This window comes from Allobosea sp. MMO-172, from assembly GCF_037147855.1.
Classification (GTDB): domain Bacteria; phylum Pseudomonadota; class Alphaproteobacteria; order Rhizobiales; family Beijerinckiaceae; genus Allobosea.
Window position 1 is genome coordinate 341996 of the sequence record NZ_JBBCUM010000001.1, and the last position, 15886, is coordinate 357881.

Consider the following 15886-nt stretch of genomic DNA (forward strand, 5'->3'; position numbering starts at 1 on the left):
GCCGATGCTCTAGAACGACAGGACCCATGGGTTTTTCGATCCTCAAGACGCGCGTGGCGCAGGAAACGCTCGGCCGCCTGCTGGCCGGCTATCTGCGCCTCGTCCAGCGCACGAACCGGATCGTCTTCGAACCCGCCGATATCTACGATCATGTCCGGCCGGACCTGCCGCTCATCTTCGCGATGTGGCACGGCCAGCACATCATGATCCCCTTCGCCCGGCCGGACTGGATGCCGGCCTGTTCGCTGGTCTCGCGCCATGGCGATGGCGGCTTCAACGCCGTGGCGCTGCGCGAGCTCGGCATCGGCGCGATCCGCGGTTCGGGCGCGCTCGGCAAGAAGGTCCGCGAGAAGGGCGGCGCCAGCGCCTTCCTCGCCATGGTCAGGCGGCTCGCGGCCGGCGACACCATGGTGCTCACCGCCGACGTGCCGAAGCGCGCCCGCATCGTCGGCCCCGGCATCATCGCGCTGGCCCGCGCCTCCGGGCGGCCGATCCGCGCGGTCGCCGTGGTGACCAGCCGGCGCATCGATTTCAACAGCTGGGACCGCGCCTCGATCGGCCTGCCCTTCGGGCGCTGCGCCATCGTCGTCGGCGATCCGATCCTGGTCGCGCGCGACGCCGATGAGGCGACGCAGGAGGCGGCGCGCCTCGCGCTTCAGGCCAGCCTCGACGATGTCCATGCCCGCGGTTACGCGCTGGTCGGCAGCAGCGATCCGGGCGCCGGCCTGCGCGAGAAGCAGCTCGCTGCCGGGGCGCCGGCATGAGCGGCAAGGGCGCGATCCTCCGCAGCTATCGCTACGCGACCTCCCTGCTGGAGCCGGCGGCGGCCGGGCTCCTGCTCTGGCGCCAGCGGCGCGGCAAGGAAGATGCCACGCGCCTCGCCGAGCGGCGCGGCCACGCGAGCGTCAAGCGACCGAACAAGCCGCTGGTCTGGCTGCACGGCGCCAGCGTCGGCGAGACCGTGACCCTGCTGCCGCTGATCGCGAAACTGCAGAAGCGCGGCTTCGCCGTGCTGGTGACCTCCGGCACCGTCACCTCCGCCAAGCTGATGGCGGCACGGCTGCCGGGCGGCGTGATCCACCAGTACATTCCGCTCGACGTGCCCCGCTACATGCGCCGCTTCATGGATCACTGGCGGCCCGACCTTTGCCTGATCTGCGAATCCGAGATCTGGCCGAACCTGCTGATCGAGGCGCAGCGCCGCGACATCCCCGTCGTGATGGTGAACGGCCGGATGTCGGAGCGCTCCTTCGCGCGCTGGTACAAGACGCCGAAGACCTCGCGCTTCCTGCTCTCCTGCTTCGAGGCCTGCCTCGCGCAGTCCCAGGGCGATGCCGAGCGGCTGGCCCAGCTCGGCGCGCCGCGCGTCAGCGTCGCCGGCAACCTGAAATTCGACGTGCCGGCTCCGCCCGCCGATCCGGACACGCTCGCCATTCTCGACGGCCAGACGACGGGCCGCCCGGTCTGGATCGCGGCGAGCACGCATCCCGGCGAGGACGAGCTGGTGCTGGCCGCCCATCTCGCGATCAAGCCCTACCTGCCGAAGCTGCTCACCATCATCGCGCCGCGCCACCCGCAGCGCGGCCCGGATATCGAGGCATTGGCCGAGGCGAACGATGTCGCGGTCTCGCGCCGCGCGGCGGGCGGAAGCCCCGAGCGCGATGTCGATCTCTATGTCGCCGACACCGTCAACGAACTCGGCCTGTTCTACCGGCTGTCGCAGGTCGCCTTCCTCGGCGGCTCGCTGGTCGAGGGCATCGGCGGGCATAACCCGATCGAACCCGCCAAGCTCGGCTGCGCCCTGCTGCACGGCCCCTATGTCCATAACAATGCCGAGATCTTCGCCGCCTTCGACCGCGACAGCGGCTCGCGCGAGGTCGCCGATGCGCAGGCTCTCGCCGGCGCGGTCCATCGCTGGCTGAACAATCCGGCCGAGGCCCGACAGGCAGCACGTGCCGCCGCGCAGACAGCGACCGAGCTCGGCGGCGCCTTGAACCGCACGCTCCACGCGATCGAGCCTCTGCTGATGCGGGTCGCGATCGGCCAGCGCGAGAGCGCGCCCTGATGCTGCGGGCCCCGCGCTTCTGGTGGCGGGACAAGCCCACGCTGCTCGCCCGGCTGCTTCAGCCGCTCGGCTTCGTCTACGGTCGGATCACCTTGCGGCGAATGCAGCAGCCCGGAACGGAAGCCAGCCTTCCGGTCATCTGCGTCGGCAATTTCATCGCCGGTGGTGCGGGCAAGACACCGACCGCGATCGCCATTGCGCGCCTGCTGGCAGAGCGGGGCGAAAAACCCTTCGTGCTGATGCGCGGCTATGGCGGGCGGCTCACGGGGCCGGTCGAGGTCGATCCGGACCGGCATCGCGCAACCGATGTCGGCGACGAGCCGCTGCTGATGGCCCGCCATGCCCGCACCGTCATCGCCCGCGACCGCGTGGCCGGCGCCAGGCTGGCGCGCGGGCTCGGCGCCAGCATCGTCGTGATGGATGACGGGCTGCAGAACCCGTCGCTGGTCAAGCGGCTCAGGCTCGCGGTGGTCGATGGGGCAAGCGGCGCCGGCAACGGGCTTTGCCTGCCGGCCGGCCCCTTGCGCGCGCCGCTCGCCGAGCAGATGAGCCAGACGGACGCCATCATCGTGATCGGGCCGGGCGATGCAGGCGAGCGCGTTGCCGCTGCCGCGCGCGAGGCGAAGAAGCCGGTTCTCGCCGGCACGCTCAAGCCTGCCGATGTTGCCGTCGAGCGCTTGCGCGAGCGGAAGGTCGTGGCCCTGTCAGGGATCGGACGGCCGGAGAAATTCGCGGCCACGCTGCGGGATGCGGGAGCGATCGTCGCGGCCGAGCAGGCCCATGGCGATCATCACCCTTACGCCGAAAGCGATGTCGCGGCGGCGCTGGCGGCTGCGCGGGAGCATGACGCTCTGGTCGCCACGACGGAGAAGGACTGGACCAAGCTCGCGCCGCTCTGGCCCGAGGATGCGCGCAATTCGCTGGTCGTGGTGCCGGTTTCGCTGGTCTTCGCCGAGCCGGCCGGGATCAGCGGCTTGCTCGCCAGGCTTGACGAAGGGCGCTGAACATCTCTCAACAGCCCTCATCCTGAGGAGCAGCCTTCAGGCTGCATCTCGAAGGATGCTCCAGATGTCTCAGGAGCCTCCTGGACCATCCTTCGAGACGCGCTCTGCGAGCGCTCCTCAGGATGAGGGCTGGAGGGACAGGCTTCTGGTCGTCAGGCGCGGCCGGCGCGGCGCAGCCTGAGGAGCGCGGCTTCCGACGATGCATAGGCTTCCTGCCACTCGATCGACCAGTAGCGGAGATCGTCGAGACGGATCGGCGCACCGGTCACCGCGCAGCGCACGAAGGCGCCAGGCTTGACCACGCGGAACTCGCCGGGGCCGTAATCGATGACCGCTTCTGGACCGTGAGGCGGAAGGCGCTCGCTGATGTTCATGAAAATTGCATCAAATCATTGATCGGGAAACGGAAAGCCGGGATACTCCGGGGTTTGTGATAACCTTCTGGTCGACGATGTCCAGTCTCCTGCGCCTCATGGCGTGTCTGATGAGCTTTGCGCTGCTCGCAGCACCGGCCGTCCACGCCGGTGGCTACGAGCGCGTGGCCATTGCGACCGACCAGGGAACGTTGACCGGCGTGTTCTATCTGCCGCCCGGCCAGGGGCCGTTTCCGGCTGTCGTCGCGCTGCATGGTTGCGGCGGCTTGTGGCGCGAGCAAGGCCAGCTTTCGCTCCGCCATGCCGACTGGGGCGAGCGGCTGGCCGCCGCCGGCTTCGCCGTGCTGATGCCGGACAGCTACGGCTCGCGCGGACTCGGCTCGCAATGCGGTGTGAAGGACCTGACTGTCCGGGCCAACCGGGAGCGCGTCGCCGATGCGATGGCGGCGCGGAGCTGGCTGCAGCAGCGCGGCAATATCAAGCCCGACTCGATTGCGCTCCTCGGCTGGTCGAGCGGTGGCCTCACCGTCCTGACCGCGATCCGCAAGGAGCGCCTGCCCGCCGACGGCATGCCGGATTTCAAGCGCGCCGCGGCCTTCTACCCTGCCTGCCGGAGCCAGTCGGAGTCGCCGAGCTTCTCAGCCCGCATCCCGCTCCTGATCCTGATCGGCGAAGCCGACGACTGGACGCCGGCCGCGCCCTGCAGCCATCTCGCCAAGGCCGCGCAGGCCCGCGGCGAGCAGGTCGGGCTCGTGCTCTATCCCGGCGCGCTGCATGATTTCGACCATCCGCGCCTCGAGGTGAAGGAGCGCGACAACATCGCCTATTCCGCCAGCGGCACCGGCAAGGCGACGGTCGGCACCAATATGGCGGCGCGCGAAGACGCGCTGAAGCGGGTCAAGGCCTTCCTGACCGCGCCCTGAACCTCAGAACAGGTCGCCCTGCGATCCCGGCGTCGGCGCCTTGCGCAAGGGGCGCGGCGCAGGCGGCCTTGCTCCCCCGCCTTCCCCGCCCGAGACGGTGACCCCGAAGCTGCCATCGGCCGTTTGCACCGAGAGCGCCCGGCCCGGCTGGGCAGCCTCGACGCTGCGCACCAGCGCTCCAGCTTCGTCGCGGATCAGGGCATAGCCACGGGAGAGCACGGCGTCCGGCCCGAGCGAACGGATCAGTGCCCAGAGCGAGGACAGCCGGTCGGCACGGCGATGCAAGGTCTGGCCGAAGGCGCGCTCGGCTCGCTGCGCCAATACGATCGCGCGTTCACCGCGCTGGATCAGGCTTTGCCCGAAGGCATTGCGCGCCCGTGTTTCCAGCGTCGCGAGACGGTCCTGGGCATTGGCGATCCGGGTGCGCTCGCCGGCAACGGCATTGCCTCTGGCGGCGGCCAGCGCGCGCCCGAAACCATCGAGCTGTGTCCGCAGGCGAACCAGCGTGAGCCGAGGCGAACGTGCCTCCAGCCGACGCGAGAGCGCCTGCAATTGCTGCTCATGCGTGCGCGCATTGCGCGCCAGCGCGGGCGCCAGCCGCGTCGCGGCGAGATCAAGCCGCTGGCGCGGGCCGGAGAGAACCGCTTCCGGCCCGGGCAAGGCGCGAGCCAGCGCGCGCAGGTCGCTGCGGCGGCGATCCGACAGGCGAAGCATCGCGCCGGCATGGCGGCGCGCGAGATCGGCGACGAAGCCCATCAGCTCGGCCCGCACCGGCACGACCTTCTCGGCCGCGCCGGTCGGCGTGGGCGCGCGCAGGTCGGCGGCGTGGTCGATCAAGGTCCAGTCGGTCTCATGGCCGACGGCGGAGACCAGCGGTATTTCCGAGGCCGCTGCGGCGCGGACCACGATCTCCTCGTTGAAGCTCATCAGGTCTTCGAGCGAGCCACCGCCGCGCGCGACGATGATGACGTCAGGCCGCGGGATGCGCCCGCCCACGGGGAGCGCATTGAAGCCAGCGATAGCGTTGGCGACCTCGGCCGCGCTGGTCTCGCCCTGGACACGCACCGGCCAGACCAGGACGTGACGCGGGAAGCGATCCTCGAGGCGGTGCAGGATGTCGCGAATGACGGCGCCGGTCGGCGAGGTCACGACGCCGATCACAGAGGGCAGATAGGGGATGAGCTGCTTGCGCTCCTCGGCGAAGAGCCCCTCGGCGGCGAGGCGCTTGCGGCGCTCCTCCAGCAGCGCCATCAGCGCGCCGACACCGGCCAGCTCCAGCGAATCGATGACGATCTGGTAGCTCGACTTGCCGGCGAAGGTGGTGATCTTGCCGGTGGCGACGACCTCCAGCCCTTCCTGCGGACGGGTCTTCAGGCGGCCGAACACGCCCTTCCAGATCACCGCATCGATCTTGGCGTTGGTGTCCTTCAGCGAGAAATAGACATGGCCGGAGGCGACCGGGCCGCGATAGCCGGAAATCTCGCCGCGCACGCGCACGAAACCGAAACTGTCCTCGATCGTGCGCTTCAGCGCTCCCGAGAGGTCAGAGACGCTCCATTCGGGCGCATTGCCGGTCGTCTGCTGCGATTCGCTGCTCATGGCCGGGACCATAGCCGGACGGACGAAACAGCAGAAGCGTTGCCCGCGGCGCCCGGTGCCGCTATTGCGCAAGGGTCCTTTCGACCGACCTCAGCCCTCATCCTGAGGAACGCGTCTCGAAGGATGTTCCAGCGCGCTCTGGAGCATCCTTCGAGACGCGTTCCTCACGGAACGCTCCTCAGGATGAGGGCTCACACAACCGCCCATGCGGATCGGAGCCAGCATGAAAATTCTTCTGATCGGTTCGGGCGGCCGCGAGCATGCGCTCGCCTGGGCGATTTCGGCCTCGCCGCTCTGCGACACGCTGTTCATCGCACCGGGCAACCCCGGCACGGCCCATTGCGGCGAGAATGTCGTGGTCGATGTCGCCGACCACGCCGCCGTCGTCGCCTTCTGCCGCTTGCAGGGCATCGACCTTGTCGTCGTCGGGCCGGAGGGGCCGCTCGTCGCCGGCATCGCCGACGATCTGCGCGCCGCCGGTTTCAAGGTCTTCGGCCCGTCCAAGGCCGCGGCCCAGCTCGAAGGCTCGAAGGGCTTCACCAAGGAGCTCTGCGCCGAGTTCAACATTCCGACCGCCGGCTTCGGCCGCTTCGCCGACGCCGCCTCCGCCAAGACCTACGTCGCCGCGCAGGGCGCGCCGATCGTGATCAAGGCCGACGGGCTCGCCGCCGGCAAGGGCGTGATCATGGCCGAGACGCTGGATGAGGCGAACGAGGCGATCGACATGATGTTCTCCGGCAGCTTCGGCGCGGCCGGCGCCGAGGTCGTGGTCGAGGAATGGATGATCGGCGAGGAAGCCAGCTTCTTCGCGCTCTGCGACGGCACGCATGCGCTGGCGCTCGCCTCGGCGCAGGACCACAAGCGCGTCGGCGATGGCGATACCGGCCCGAATACCGGCGGCATGGGCGCCTACTCCCCGGCCCCCGTGATGACGCCCGCTCTGACGGAGCGCGTCATGGCCGAGATCATCCGACCGACGCTCGCCGGCATGGCCAAGCGCGGCACGCCGTTCCAGGGCGTGCTCTTCGCCGGGCTGATGATCACGGCGCAGGGGCCGAAGCTGATCGAGTACAACACCCGCTTCGGCGATCCCGAATGCGAAGTGCTGATGCCGCGCCTCAAGAGCGACATCGTGCCGGCCCTGCTGGCCGCCTGCGACGGCGTACTCGACCGGGTCGACCTGCGCTGGCGCGACGAGGCGGCGCTGACCGTCGTGCTTGCCGCGAAGGGCTACCCCGCCAAGCCGGAAACCGGCAGCATCATCCGCGATGTCGAGAAGGCCGAAGCGCTGGACGATGTCCTCGTCTTCCATGCCGGTACCAAGCTCCGGAACGGCGATCTCGTCGCCAATGGCGGGCGCGTGCTCAACGTGGTCGCGCTCGGCAAGAGCGTCGGCGAGGCGCAGAAGCGTGCCTATGAGGCGGTCGACAAGATCGACTGGCCCGGCGGCTTCTGCCGGCGCGACATCGGCTGGCAGGCGGTCAAGCGCGAGCAAGGCTGACAGGGCGCTGTGACGGGGGTTATGCTCCCGGCCATGGCGAACATCGACTCCCTCTTCCCCGGGTTCAAGGCGCACTGGATCGACGGGCCGGTCGGCAAGATCTTCGCGCGCGTCGGCGGCGAAGGCCCGCCGCTGGTGCTGATCCACGGCTTCCCGCAGACCCATGCCGAATGGCACCGGCTCGCGCCGGAGCTGGCCAAGACCCACACCGTCATCTGCCCCGACCTGCGCGGTTATGGCTGGTCGGCGGCGCCGCATGGCGATGGCGGCAAGGACACCTATACCAAGCGCGGCATGGGCGAGGACATCGTCGCGGTGATGCAGGCGCTCGGCCATATCCGCTTCGGCGTGATCGGCCATGATCGCGGGGCGCGTGTCGCCTATCGGCTCGCGCTCGACCATCCCGGCCGCGTCGAGCGGCTCGCCCTGCTCGACATCCTGCCGACGGTCTCGATGTGGGAGGGCATGAACGCGGCCCGCGCCATGCAGGTCTATCACTGGACCTTCCTGGCTCAGCCCGAGCCGATCCCGGAGAACCTGCTCAAGGCCGACCCGGTCGGTTGGCTCGACCGCACGATCGCAAGCTGGAGCCGGGCCAAGAATCTCGACCTGTTCGACCCGCTGGCGATGCAATCCTACGCGGAATCCTTCAGCGACCCCTCACGCAGCCATGCGGCCTGCGAGGATTATCGCGCCGGCGCCAGCACCGATATCGAGCATGACAAGGCCGATCTTGCTACGAGCAAGCGCATCCTCTGCCCGACGCTGGTGCTCTGGGGCGAGGCTGGCATCCCCGCCAAGGGCGCGAGCCCGCTGGATATCTGGCACCAGACCTTCGCGCCACAGGCCGAGGGGCAGGCCATCGACAGCGGCCATTTCCTCCCGGAGGAGAACCCGCAGGCGACGCTGGCGGCGCTGAAGCCGTTTCTCGCACGGGCCCCGGCCTGAGCAGCAAGGCGGAACCGAGGGCATGCTGGGCTCCCGCGCCGCCAAGTCCGCTCGAAACGAAACCACGCCCGAAATCGCGCTCGTGCTCGGAGCCGGCGGAGCGCGGGGTCTGAGCCATATCGCGGTGCTGGAGGCTTTCGACGAGTTCGGCCTCAAACCAGCGCGCATTTCCGGCTGCTCGATCGGCGCGATCATCGGCGCAGCGTATTCCGCCGGGCTATCGGGCCGTGAATTGCGCGAGCATGTGCTCGCGACCTTCCGCGACCGGGCACCGGTGATCGCACGCCTGCTCGATTGCCGCGTCGGCAAGCTCGCGGATCTGGTACGCGGCCTCGGCAATCCCGTGCTGATCGACGGCGAAAGGCTGCTCGACCTGTTCTGGCCGGAAGCCGTGCCCGACCGCTTCGAGGAACTGGCGACCCCGTTCACCGCGATCGCGGCGGATTATCACCGCCATGCCGTGGTCGCGCTGCACGACGGGCCGTTGACACCGGCGGTGGCGGCCTCACTCGCCATTCCAGGGCTGGTGCGGCCGGTCGCGCTCGGCGGGCGCGTGCTGATCGATGGCGGCGCGATCGATCCCCTGCCCTATCGGAACCTTCTGGCGCCAAACCGCATCGTCGTCGCGGTCGATGTCAGCGCGCCGATGACCGAGCCTGGGGAAGCGCGCATTCCCGGCGCGATGGAGGCGCTCGTCGGCGCCTCGCAGATCCTGACACGCACGCTGGTCCAGCGCGTGATCGAGCAGGAGCCACCGGATATCCTGATCCGGGCCGGTGCAGACGGCGTCGGCGGGCTCGACTTCTTCAAGGCCAGGGCGATCCTCGCGGCGGCCGAGCCGATCAAGGACGAGGTCAAGCGAGCGCTGGAACGGGCTCTCGAAGCGCGGGGCTGACGGGCTCCGGCGCATCGCAACGGAAGCCGGGCAGCGTCGCCCCCAGCACCGCGCGGCCCTCCTCGGTCAGGATCACGGCGCGGCTATCCTTGCGGCGGCTGACCCAGTCCATCTCGAAGCAGCGGCAGGCGAGCGCCGCCGCGAGATGGCCGGCGAGATGCGGCCGGCGCTCGCTCCAGTCGAGGCAGGGGCGCAGCGCGGCGCGGCGGCTCCTGGCGGAGGCGTCGGGATCGAGGCCCAGCGCCCGGAAGATCGCCTTGCCCGAGGCGGTCAGCGCATAACCGCCCTCGCTCGCGGCGAGATGGCCGCCCGCCATCAGGGCATCGTGGATGCCGATGCCGAGCCTTCCGGCAAAATGATCGTAGCAGGTGCGGGCCTGGCTCAGCTCGGCGCCGACGCGCGACGGCAGGCGCCGGCTGGTGCCGTCGAGATTGGCGAGCACCATCAGGCCTTCCAGCGCCGTCGCCACCTCCGGCCCGGCGAGCCGATAGTAGCGATGGCGCCCCTGCACGGCGACGTCGATCAGCTTGCCCTGCATCAGCTTGGCGAGATGGCCGCTTGCCGTCTGCGGCGCGACGCCAGCTATCCAGGCGAGTTCCTTGGCCGTCAGCGCGCGCCCGTCCATCAGTGCGTGCAGCATGTTGGCGCGAGCAGGATCTCCCATCAGATGGGCGATCTCCGCGAGATAGGGGCCAGAGTACAGATTTGGCGTGCTCATGATCGCATGATGCGCCATCGCCTTCGCATCGCAAGCGGGAACGCTACGGCGACGGCCGTAGCATCGGGCCGCGACAGCCACCGTCAGCGATGCCACAAGCGAGCCATGGACAACACGACCCTCCTCATCTTCGTCACCGCGACCTTCGTGCTCGCCGGCTTCGTCAAAGGCGTCATCGGGCTGGGCTTGCCGACCATCGCGGTCGGCATTCTCGGCGTGGTCATGGCCCCGGCACAGGCGGCAGCGCTCCTGGTCGTGCCCAATCTCGTCACCAATGGCTGGCAGATCGCGACCGGGCCGAAGCTCGGGGCCACGCTGAAGCGCCTCTGGCCGATGCTCGCGACCATCTGCCTGGGCACCTGGGCCGGCGCCGGGTTGCTGCAACAGCAGAAGGACGGCCGCGCCACGCTCTGGCTTGGCGCGGCACTCATCCTCTATGCGCTCGTCGGGCTGAAGGCGGCGAAACTGCGCGTGCCGCCCCATTGGGAAAGCTGGCTCGGCCCCGTCATCGGCTTCACCACGGGCGTGGTCACGGCGGCGACCGGCGTCTTCGTGCTGCCGGCCGTGCCCTATCTGCAGGCCCTCGGCTTCGACAAGGACGAGCTGGTGCAGGCGCTCGGCATCTCCTTCATCGTCTCGACGCTGGCGCTGTCCTTCGGCCTCATCGGGGCAGGCGCGCTCAACGGCACGGTCGCCTGGCAGTCGCTGCTGGCGCTCGTTCCCGCGCTGATCGGCATGGGCGCGGGGCAGTTCATCCGCAGCCGCATCTCGCCGGCGACCTTCAAGATCTGCTTCTTCGCCGGTTTGCTCGCGCTGGGCGCCTATCTCTGCTGGCGCAGCCTGGCCTGATGGTCCGGCCCTTGCTTAGCAAAGCTGGGCGGAGTTCGCAGGCTTAACCAAGCGCTAACCATACGGGCGCAGCCTCGGCCGGCAGCAACGGGAGCGGCTCGCATGGATGCCTTCACCATGGTCGTCATGGCCTGCGTCGCCGGCGAGGCGCATTGCGCCACAAGCCGCATCAGCGAGATGGACTTCACCACCGCGCAGGCCTGCGAAGCACGGGTCGACGACATCCTCCGCTCGATGACCCGGGAACTCGGCAAGCGGCCCGAGTTCAAGGGCCGGCAGGTGACCTATGACGTCTCCTGCATGGACCGCGCGCAGCTCGCGGCGAAATTCGGCATCGCCTCGTCGGATACCTGAGCGTCAGCGCCGCTCGCGGAAGAAATCGCGCAGCAGCGCCGAGGCTTCCGTCTCGCGCAGGCCGCCATAGACCTCCGGCGCGTGGTGGCAGGTCGGGCTCTCATAGAGCCTGACGCCGTTCTCGACCGCGCCGCCCTTGGAATCGCCTGCGCCGAAATAGAGCCGCCTGATCCGGGAGAACGAGATCGCCGCCGCGCACATCGGGCAGGGTTCGAGCGTGACGTAGAGGTCGCAGCCGATCAGACGCTCGCTGCCGGTCGTCTCGCAGGCGAGCCGCAGCGCCAGCATCTCGGCATGGGCCGTCGGGTCCTTCAGCTCCAACGTGCGGTTACCGGCGCTGGCGAGGATCGTTCCGTCCCGCACCACAACCGCACCGACCGGCACCTCGCCGCGCAAGGCAGCGGCCTTCGCCTCGTCGAAGGCGAGCGCCATCGCGTCAAGCGCGGAGGGTGATTGCGGTTTCGACATCAAGAACCCCGGTTTTGGCGCTCGCAGCGAGGGAAAGCCTCTGCTACAAGCGCCGGCTATAGAGCCGGATCCGATCAGGTTGATTCAACCTGATCGGTGAATCCGTCTCTCAGATATTGATAGAGACCGCGTTCTCCGGTCAGATTTGCAATCTGATCGGCGCGGGCTCTAGCGAATAAGCGAGCCAGGCCTTTCCCGCAAAGCGGTTGTGCTCGGCCGGCTCAGGAGCAACCATGAAAGACGACGACAACAACAGAGGCCGCGGCCCACGCAAGGGCGGTGGCGCCGGCGGCCGTGGACCCGGCTCCGGCGGCAAAGGCTTCGGTGGCAAGAGCTTCGGCGGCCGCTCCGGCGGCGAAGGCCGCGGCCCTGCCCGCGATGGCGAGCGCAAACCCTTCCGTAGCCGTTCGGCCGGCGATGACCGTCCCGCCCGCGACGGCGAGCGCAAGCCCTTCCGCGGCCATTCGGCCGGCGACGAGCGTCCGGCCCGCCGCTTCGAGCGCCCTGCCGGCGCCGAGGGCGAGGCTCCGCGTCCGCGCCGCTTCGACGGCGACCGCCCGGTCCGCGCCAGGACCGAAGGCGAAGGCCGCAGCTTCCGCGAGCGTTCGGGCGATGAGCGCCCGCGCCGCACAGGCGACCGTCCCTTTGCTGGCCGCGACAGGCCACAGGGCGACCGGCCGCCGCGTGGCGAGGGTCGCGATGGTGAGAAACGGTTCTCGCGGCCACGCGGGCCGCGCTTCGAGGGGCAGGACGATCGCCCGCGCCGTCCGCGCGAGGCTCAGCCCGAGCGCAAGCTGATCACTGCGGAAGAGCCTGAGCGGATCGCCAAGGTGATGGCGCGTGCCGGCGTCGCCTCGCGCCGCGACAGCGAGGCGATGATCGCGGAAGGCCGCGTCAGCGTGAACGGCACCGTGCTGGAAAGCCCGGCCTTCGATGTGAAGCCGACCGATATCGTGCTGATCGACGGCGAGCCCTTGCCGGCCCGCGAGCGCACGCGGCTCTGGCTCTACCACAAGCCCCGCGGCGTGGTGACGACCAATTTCGACCCGGAAGGCCGCCCGACCGTCTTCGACGTGCTGCCGGAGGATCTGCCGCGCGTGCTGACCATCGGCCGGCTCGACATCAACACCGAAGGCCTGCTGCTGCTCACCAATGACGGCGGGCTGGCGCGCGTGCTGGAGCTGCCGGAGACCGGCTGGCTGCGCCGCTACCGCGTGCGCGCCTTCGGCGAGGTGACGCAGGACGTGCTCGACACAGTCAAGGACGGCGTCACCATCGACGGCATCCAGTATGGGCCGGTGACGGCGCGTTTCGAGCGCCAGCAGGGCTTCAACACCTGGCTGACGGTCGATCTGCGCGAAGGCAAGAACCGCGAGGTCAAGACCGTGCTCGAGCATCTCGGGCTGACGGTGAACCGCCTGATCCGCATCTCCTTCGGCCCGTTCCAGCTCGGCGAGCTCGAAGAGGGCGAGGTCGACGAGATCCGCTCGCGCGTGCTGCAGGACCAGCTCGGCACCGAGCTCGCGGCCAAGGCCGGCGCCGATTTCGAATCGCCGCGCCGCGACGCCCTGCCGGCCGCGCCGCGCCCGGCCCCGGGCGGCGACGACCGCCCGCGCCGCCGTCGCGAGAGCGTCGAGGACGAGCATGAGACCCGCCGCGAGGCGGTGCGCGAATTGCGCGGCGACAAGCCCTGGACCCGCACCGTCTGGCGCGATGCCGAGACCGAACCGCAGCGCGAGCGCAAGGCCCCACCGCGCCGCGGCGCCGATCCGAAGCTGGAGCGGCAGGAGCGCGAGGCCACCGGCGACGTCAAGCGCCGCCGCGACACGCCGATCGCCGATCCGAAGGGCCGGCGCGTGCTGGTCGAGCGCGTCAGCGCCCCGGCGGCAGAGGAACGCGCCGCGCCTGCCCGCGAAAGCAAGCGCAGGCCCGACCGCATGCCGCGCCAGGAGCGCGGCCGCGAAGAGCGTGGCGGCGACGAGGCGCGCACGCAGCGCCCCCTCTCCCGCACCGGCGGCGACGAGCGGCCGGCACGGCGCCCCCGCAGCGAGGCCGGCGAACGCGATCGCGGTGGCGATCGGCCGTGGGAAGATCGCGCCCCGCGTGGCGAGCGCCCCGACCGTGCCCGGCGGGACGGCGCCGAGCGTCCTGCCCGCGCCTTCCGCGAGCGTTCGGCCGAGGACCGGCCGCGCGGCCGGAGCTTTGGCGACAAGCCGGCCGGCAAAGGCTTCGGGGGCAAGAGCTTCGGCGGACGGCCCTCCGACCGGCCCGGCGATGACCGGCCCCGTGGCCGCGGCTTCGGTGACAAGCCGGGCGGCAAGGGCTTCGGCTCACGCTCCTCGGATCGTCCCGCCGGCGGCGGGCGGCCCTTCGGCGGCAAGCCGGGCGGCGGACGTGGTCCGCGCCCCGGCGGCGGCCCGCGCGGCGGCAAGCGCGACTAAGCGATGCGGATCGTCGGCGGACGCCTGGGCGGCCGGCCTCTGGCCGGCCCGAAACCGGGGATCGGCAGCATCCGGCCGACCTCGGACCGCCTGCGCGAATCCCTGTTCAACGTGCTCGTCCATGCCTATGGCGATGCGGTCGAGGGCGCACGCGTGCTCGATCTCTTCGCCGGCACGGGCGCGCTCGGCTTCGAGGCCTTGTCGCGCGGCGCGGGCTTCGCGCTGCTCGTCGACGACGGCACGGAGGCGCGCGGCATCATCCGCGAGAACCAGATGGCTCTCGGCGTCGCCGGCTTCAGCCGCATCTTCCGCCGCGACGCCACCAAGCTCGGCCCGATCACCGGCATGGCGCCGTTCGGCCTTGTTTTCTGCGATCCGCCCTACCGCAAGGGACTGGGCGAGAAGGCGCTCGTCTCGGCCCGCGAGGGCGGCTGGCTCGCACCCAATGCCCTGATCGTGCTGGAAGAAGCGGCCGATGCCGAGATCAGCCTGCCCGAGGGCTTCGAGGAGCTGGAGCGGCGGGGTTACGGCGAGACGCAGGTTCTGGTGTTGCGGGCCTCGTAAGGCGAGCGCGGCGAGACCTTATCCCCGGCGACATTTCCGCGCTTAATCTCCGCATCCGCCGCGGAGACCAAGCGCCGGATGCCAATCCTCAGTTTCATCGAACCTCGCGGGCCTACATTGGTGGCCCGCCGCCATACCCTCGCATGCCACTTCGCTGGCGAACGCCTGATGCGCGCCCTCACCCGGTTGCAAGCGCTCGTCGAAAAAGGCGGCTTCAACCCCGACCAGCCGCGTGTGCCGGCGGGCAGCCCGGAAGGCGGCCAGTGGGGCGGTGGCGAAGGCGGCGGTCAAAGCCGACGGCCAGCCATCGGCGACAATGGCGGCCCGGCGCTCGATCCTGCCGACTCATCCAAACCTCTTCAGAAAGACAAGCCTGGGAAGGTGAGAGCGGGCAAGGCCTTGGCAAAGGCCATTGCGCGGCGGGCCGGTCCGATCGGCGCCGTCCTGGCAGCTATCGAAGCAGGGCAGAAGCTTTACGATGAATGGCCCTCGATCCGCTCCTACCAGAATGAGCCGCAATCACTCGCCGAGTTGCAGCAGCATGCCGGCAAGAAGCGGCCGGGCTATGATGACCATCACATCGTCGAGCAGGCTGCGGGGTCACGCCAAGGCTTTCCGCGTACCGATATTGACGACATGGCAAACGTAGTCAGTATCCCGCGCTACAAGCACCATGAGATCACTGGATGGTACACCAAGCAGAACACCAACTACGGGAACCTCGCGCCGCGAGATTATCTGCGCGGCAAGAGTTGGGCGGAGCATGTGGACGTCGGGCATCAGGCTCTAAGGCTTTTCAAGGTAATGAAATGACCCCATCAAAGCTGAGATCACTCACATCCGAAGAGCTGAAGCGCCTCTTCGAGCAGCTTTGTATCCTGCAATACGACGCTCTCGAAGACAACGCCATTGCCAGCTACAACAGGCGTTACAACAAAATTCTAGCCATTCAGAACGAACTCAAATCCCGCCCCGGAGATCAGCGGCGGGTTCTCATGAGCTTGTTTGGGCATCCGAACATGCAAGTCCGCCTGACGGCTGCGCATGCCAATCTTGCAGTCGATTACATCGTGGCGCGGCGCGAACTTCAGGCCATCGTCGATGAGCAGTGGTTTCCACAATCGGGGGACGCCGGCATGACGCTCTGGAACCTCGACCGTGGCTTCTATCGTCCGACCTGAGC

At 69.4% G+C, this 15886-nt stretch carries 17 protein-coding genes; 13 read left to right on the forward strand and 4 right to left on the reverse strand.

Annotated features, from left to right (window positions below; translation table 11 throughout):
- Positions 1 to 26 precede the first annotated feature (26 nt).
- From WFK61_RS01615 to lpxK, 3 genes are read left to right on the forward strand one after another with little or no spacing between them, the layout of a single operon-like run.
- The gene (locus WFK61_RS01615) at positions 27 to 764 is read left to right on the forward strand and encodes a lysophospholipid acyltransferase family protein (protein WP_336809783.1); all 738 of its coding nucleotides are present in this window, start codon (positions 27 to 29) and stop codon (positions 762 to 764) included.
- Positions 761 to 2065 (forward strand): 3-deoxy-D-manno-octulosonic acid transferase, encoded by a 1305-nt coding sequence (locus WFK61_RS01620; protein ID WP_336809784.1) that lies wholly within the window; start codon positions 761 to 763, stop codon positions 2063 to 2065. The genes WFK61_RS01615 and WFK61_RS01620 overlap by 4 nt, the downstream gene beginning before the upstream one ends.
- Positions 2065 to 3069, forward strand: a complete 1005-nt coding sequence (gene lpxK / locus WFK61_RS01625) for a tetraacyldisaccharide 4'-kinase (RefSeq protein ID WP_336809785.1) — start codon at positions 2065 to 2067, stop codon at positions 3067 to 3069. The genes WFK61_RS01620 and lpxK overlap by 1 nt, the downstream gene beginning before the upstream one ends.
- A 152-nt stretch (positions 3070 to 3221) precedes the next feature.
- On the opposite strand, the gene WFK61_RS01630 is transcribed toward lpxK, so the two are convergent.
- Positions 3222 to 3443: a DUF2093 domain-containing protein gene (locus WFK61_RS01630; RefSeq protein ID WP_336809786.1), complete on the reverse strand. Its 222-nt coding sequence runs from the start codon at positions 3441 to 3443 to the stop codon at positions 3222 to 3224.
- A 110-nt stretch (positions 3444 to 3553) separates the two neighbouring features.
- On the opposite strand from WFK61_RS01630, the gene WFK61_RS01635 reads away from it, so the two are divergent.
- Entirely contained in the window at positions 3554 to 4366 is an 813-nt protein-coding gene (locus WFK61_RS01635) for a dienelactone hydrolase family protein (protein WP_336809787.1), read from the forward strand.
- 3 nt (positions 4367 to 4369) lie between these two features.
- On the opposite strand, the gene xseA is transcribed toward WFK61_RS01635, so the two are convergent.
- Complete coding sequence (gene xseA, locus WFK61_RS01640) at positions 4370 to 5965, reverse strand: exodeoxyribonuclease VII large subunit (RefSeq protein WP_336809788.1); 1596 nt, start codon at positions 5963 to 5965, stop codon at positions 4370 to 4372.
- A gap of 223 nt (positions 5966 to 6188) precedes the next feature.
- Between xseA and purD the strand changes: the two genes are divergently transcribed.
- The 3 genes from purD to WFK61_RS01655 are packed head-to-tail and all read left to right on the forward strand — an operon-like array spanning position 6189 to position 9309.
- Positions 6189 to 7466 (forward strand): phosphoribosylamine--glycine ligase, encoded by a 1278-nt coding sequence (gene purD, locus WFK61_RS01645; protein WP_336809789.1) that lies wholly within the window; start codon positions 6189 to 6191, stop codon positions 7464 to 7466.
- A 33-nt stretch (positions 7467 to 7499) separates the two neighbouring features.
- Positions 7500 to 8414 carry an alpha/beta fold hydrolase gene (locus tag WFK61_RS01650; protein WP_336809790.1) on the forward strand — a complete coding sequence of 305 codons (915 nt, stop codon included), beginning with the start codon at positions 7500 to 7502 and terminating at the stop codon, positions 8412 to 8414.
- Between the two features lie 22 nt (positions 8415 to 8436).
- The gene (locus WFK61_RS01655) at positions 8437 to 9309 is read left to right on the forward strand and encodes a patatin-like phospholipase family protein (protein WP_336809791.1); all 873 of its coding nucleotides are present in this window, start codon (positions 8437 to 8439) and stop codon (positions 9307 to 9309) included.
- On the opposite strand, the gene WFK61_RS01660 is transcribed toward WFK61_RS01655, so the two are convergent.
- Entirely contained in the window at positions 9269 to 10027 is a 759-nt protein-coding gene (locus WFK61_RS01660) for an ArsR/SmtB family transcription factor (protein ID WP_336809792.1), read from the reverse strand. The genes WFK61_RS01655 and WFK61_RS01660 overlap by 41 nt on opposite strands.
- Before the next feature lie 105 nt (positions 10028 to 10132).
- Between WFK61_RS01660 and WFK61_RS01665 the strand changes: the two genes are divergently transcribed.
- Together WFK61_RS01665 and WFK61_RS01670 are read left to right on the forward strand one after the other, a co-directional pair.
- Positions 10133 to 10876, forward strand: a complete 744-nt coding sequence (locus tag WFK61_RS01665; RefSeq protein ID WP_336809793.1) for a sulfite exporter TauE/SafE family protein — start codon at positions 10133 to 10135, stop codon at positions 10874 to 10876.
- Positions 10877 to 10978: 102 nt separating this feature from the next.
- Positions 10979 to 11230, forward strand: coding sequence for a hypothetical protein (locus tag WFK61_RS01670; RefSeq protein ID WP_336809794.1), 252 nt, complete (start codon positions 10979 to 10981; stop codon positions 11228 to 11230).
- A 3-nt stretch (positions 11231 to 11233) separates the two neighbouring features.
- Here the strand turns inward: WFK61_RS01670 and WFK61_RS01675 are convergent, their stop codons facing one another.
- Positions 11234 to 11698: a nucleoside deaminase gene (locus tag WFK61_RS01675; RefSeq protein WP_336809795.1), complete on the reverse strand. Its 465-nt coding sequence runs from the start codon at positions 11696 to 11698 to the stop codon at positions 11234 to 11236.
- 233 nt (positions 11699 to 11931) lie between these two features.
- On the opposite strand from WFK61_RS01675, the gene WFK61_RS01680 reads away from it, so the two are divergent.
- The 4 genes from WFK61_RS01680 (at position 11932) to WFK61_RS01695 (ending at position 15884) form a co-directional block, all read left to right on the forward strand.
- Complete coding sequence (locus WFK61_RS01680) at positions 11932 to 14139, forward strand: pseudouridine synthase (protein ID WP_336809796.1); 2208 nt, start codon at positions 11932 to 11934, stop codon at positions 14137 to 14139.
- Between the two features lie 3 nt (positions 14140 to 14142).
- Complete coding sequence (gene rsmD / locus WFK61_RS01685; protein WP_336809797.1) at positions 14143 to 14703, forward strand: 16S rRNA (guanine(966)-N(2))-methyltransferase RsmD; 561 nt, start codon at positions 14143 to 14145, stop codon at positions 14701 to 14703.
- A gap of 168 nt (positions 14704 to 14871) precedes the next feature.
- Positions 14872 to 15516 (forward strand): hypothetical protein, encoded by a 645-nt coding sequence (locus WFK61_RS01690; protein WP_336809798.1) that lies wholly within the window; start codon positions 14872 to 14874, stop codon positions 15514 to 15516.
- Positions 15513 to 15884, forward strand: coding sequence for a DUF2019 domain-containing protein (locus tag WFK61_RS01695; protein ID WP_336809799.1), 372 nt, complete (start codon positions 15513 to 15515; stop codon positions 15882 to 15884). Before WFK61_RS01690 ends, WFK61_RS01695 begins: the two co-directional genes overlap by 4 nt.
- The last annotated feature ends 2 nt before the right edge of the window (positions 15885 to 15886 follow it).